The organism is Ideonella azotifigens, assembly GCF_006519715.1.
GTDB classification, from domain to species: Bacteria; Pseudomonadota; Gammaproteobacteria; order Burkholderiales; family Burkholderiaceae_C; genus Ideonella; species Ideonella azotifigens.
Map to the genome: position 1 here is coordinate 1 of NZ_VIDT01000632.1, position 3,237 is coordinate 3,237.

The window sequence follows — 3,237 nt, forward strand, 5'->3', positions numbered from 1 at the left end:
CGCAGGACTTCACCCACGACCTGGCCGCCTTCCAGCAAGGCCTGGCGCGGCTGCAGGCCGGCGGCGGTGGCGACACGCCCGAAGCGCTGAACGAGGCGCTGCATGAAGTCGTGCATGGCCTCAGCTGGCGCCGCGAAGCCGCCCGCATGGTCGTGCTGGTGGCCGACGCACCGCCGCACCTGGACTACGGCGGATGCATGACAGCCCCCGAGGCCTACGGCGTCAACCCCCCGAGGGGGTGGCAGGCAGGCTTGGGGCGGCCCGGCGCCTGCCCGCAATATGACCGCGACATGCAGGCCGCGCTCGCCAAGGGCATCAAGCTGTTCGCCGTCGGCGCCAGCGGCCTGGACCCGGTCGGCGAATACATCTTTCGCCAGATGGCCCAGTACACCGCCGGCCGCTTCGTCTTCCTGACCTACCGCGACGCCAGCGACCCTGGCAGCGGCCCCGGTTCGCAGACCGTGCACGACGTGCAGCAGTATTCGGTGCAGACGCTGGACCGGCTGGTGGTGCGGCTGGTGGGCGAGGAGATGGCCAAGCTCAAGCGGGGGTGAAGCGTTGCTGAGGTGATGGTCTCGGGTATCGTCACGGCACCCCGATGTGGGGTGCCACGACCATCCGCCGTGACCCGAGTCCTGACCGTTCTTGCTGCTGCCCTGTTCGCCACGCATTCCGCCTGGGCGCAGGGGGCCGACGCAGCGCCTGCCGTGCCCGAGTCCCCCAACCCCGCAGCCCGTCCGCTGTGGGAAGCCGGCCTTGCCGTCGTGGGCGTGCGCGGGCCGGACTATCCGGCAGCCGGCAGCACCCACAACCGCGCCGCCGTCGTGCCCATCGTGATCTACCGCGGCGAGCGCCTGCGCGTGGACGACGAGGGCGTGCGCGGGCGGCTGCTCAACACGGGAGAGTTCGAGCTGGACATTTCCGCCGCCGCCGCCTTCAACGCCCGCGACAGCCCCGCCCGTGCCGGCATGCCCGGCCTGGACTACACCTTCGAGCTCGGCCCGCAAGCCATCTACCGCAGAAACCTCGGTGGCGGCCAGCAGCTCAGCGCCCACCTGCAGCTGCGCGGCGTGTTCTCCACCGACTGGGGCAGCATCGAAGGCCGCGGCTACGTGGTGCAACCCGAGCTGCGCTGGCGCCAGCGCGGCTGGCCACTGGCCGGCAGCCAGGTCCAGCTCAGTGCACAGGCCACCTGGGCCAGCGAAGAACTGCAGAGGTACTTCTATCAAGTGGACCCAGCCTACGCGACCAGTACTCGCGCCACCTATGACGCCCGCGCCGGCTACTTCGGCGCCGCGCTGCGCGCCAGCTGGTCCCAGCGCCTGTCCCCCAGCATGGCCGTGAGCCTGGGCCTCACCCTCAACGACCACCACGGCGCCGCCAACCGCGACAGCCCACTGTTCCAGCGCGAACGCGACGTGCAGGCGTTGGTGGCGTTTGTGTGGACGCCGTGGCGCGGCGGGGGCGCTGGCGAGCCATGAATTGGCTCACCGGGGTCAATGCATGGGCAGGGTGCGGGGCGGCTGGGGTGGGCAGCGCCTGGTACGTAAAATCCTCGGCCAACAAAAGATGGGCTGGGGAGACAGATGCGCAGGGTGGTGCAACTGCTGAAGCCGGGTAGCGAGGATTTCTCGCCGCGGCAGGCCTGGCTTCGGCTGTGGGTGCTGGCGGGTGATCAGCCACGACTCAACGCTTGGGAGCAGCAACGCGACGCGCAGGGCTTTGACGCGCAGGTTGAAGGTCTTTTCGCGCTCATTGATGACGAAAAGCCCGTGACGTTGGAGTTGGCCCAGGCCCAGCCTTTGGCGCTGATCCGGGCGCTGGACCAATGGCTGGCCGCCATGCAGCGCCCCGCAGGCCGGACGCTGGCCACCGGCCGCGCCCAGACGCAGTACACCGAGGAGGGCCAAGGCTACTGGCTTGCGCCGGTGTTTCAAGCCGCTCGTCAGACCTCGGCGATGGCGACCCAGGTGACGCAGCGCGCGCTTTGGTTTCGCCACCACGTGGCCATTCCCTGCCGCACGAGCCAGGGCTTGGAGGTATCGCTTCAACCCAGCGCAGGGCTGCTGGACGAAGCCTTGTCTGAGCTGGCCGCCAGGCAGGAAGGCGAACTCAAGGCGTGGGTGGCCCATTTCAATGACGGTGCTGACGTGGCCTGGACCCGCGACATTGGCACGGCAGGCAACTGGCGCACCGTGTCGGTGGAGCCTGCGGCACAACGCCAAGCCTCGATTGCCGACACCCTCCAGCGTGCCCAGCACAGCGGCGCCGTGGTGGTGGTGTTTCCGGAGTTCACGGTCGATCTGCAGCAGCGCCGGGTCATTGCCGAGCACCTGATCCAGCACGCCACGGGCAGTGTTCAGCTTGTGGTGGCAGGCAGCTTTCACGAGCCCGAGCTGGGTGGGAATCCCCTGCAGGCCTACAACACCGCGCCCGTGTTGGTGGCCAACGGGCTGGAGTTGTTCAGGCATCGCAAGCTGCGGTTGTTTGGTGACGAAGCCCATGGCGCCGAATGCGCCCAGATCGGCAACACCCTGCATGTGCTGCTCACCCCGCTGGGCGGCATGACGGTGATGATCTGCAAAGACTATCTGGACGGCGACGACCGGGTTCGCACCGCCTTGCACGAGGTGCTGGTGGATTGGGTGTGGGTGCCCAGCTACGGCAATGCCACCACGCTGAAGCTGCACAAACAGCGGGCACGCGAGCTGGCGCAGGTCCGGGTGGGGCTGTCCACGCTGGTGGCGCAGACCCAGAACACCGCGATGGATAAAACCGGGCGATTGCTGCCCGGCTTTGCTCACGCTGCCGGCCATGGCGCTCCCATGGACGTGGGCGACGATGGTGGCCTGGTGAGCCTGACTTGGCGCCGCGTGACAACGCCTGTGCTGGACCCGAGCCGCAGACCCGCGCTGAAGCGGATCAAGTGAGCAAGGCGCCTGCCGATGTCTAAACTGTTCTAAACTTTCGAACTCAGACGATTTAGGATGCTTTCCTCATGGCCTGGATCGACCACCACCCAGACGACTTGATTGAGCGCAGCGAGCCGGCCCAAGCGCTGGACTGGCTGCGCCAGCAATCCACGCTGGATGCGGCAGCGCTCGGCAAGCTGGATCTGTTTTTGCACCACTGGGTGCTGTTGCTGCTGCAACGCCCGGCCGATGCGCAAGGCGTGCTGGAACTGATGAGCCTGTGCCAGGTGGCGCGCAGCCGCGCGGCGGCCACGCCGGGCGCCGA

At 68.1% G+C, this 3,237-nt stretch carries 4 protein-coding genes; all 4 read left to right on the forward strand.

Annotation, left to right across the window (positions count from 1 at the left end; all coding sequences use genetic code 11):
• A partial coding sequence (locus FKP22_RS32730; protein WP_211361579.1) for a hypothetical protein occupies positions 1 to 554 on the forward strand: 554 nt, incomplete at its 5' end.
• 69 nt (positions 555 to 623) lie between these two features.
• Positions 624 to 1,481 carry a MipA/OmpV family protein gene (locus tag FKP22_RS25355; protein WP_170201082.1) on the forward strand — a complete coding sequence of 286 codons (858 nt, stop codon included), beginning with the start codon at positions 624 to 626 and terminating at the stop codon, positions 1,479 to 1,481.
• A gap of 117 nt (positions 1,482 to 1,598) precedes the next feature.
• Entirely contained in the window at positions 1,599 to 2,930 is a 1,332-nt protein-coding gene (locus tag FKP22_RS25360) for a nitrilase-related carbon-nitrogen hydrolase (RefSeq protein ID WP_170201083.1), read from the forward strand.
• 68 nt (positions 2,931 to 2,998) lie between these two features.
• A partial coding sequence (locus FKP22_RS25365; protein ID WP_141290504.1) for a hypothetical protein occupies positions 2,999 to 3,237 on the forward strand: 239 nt, incomplete at its 3' end.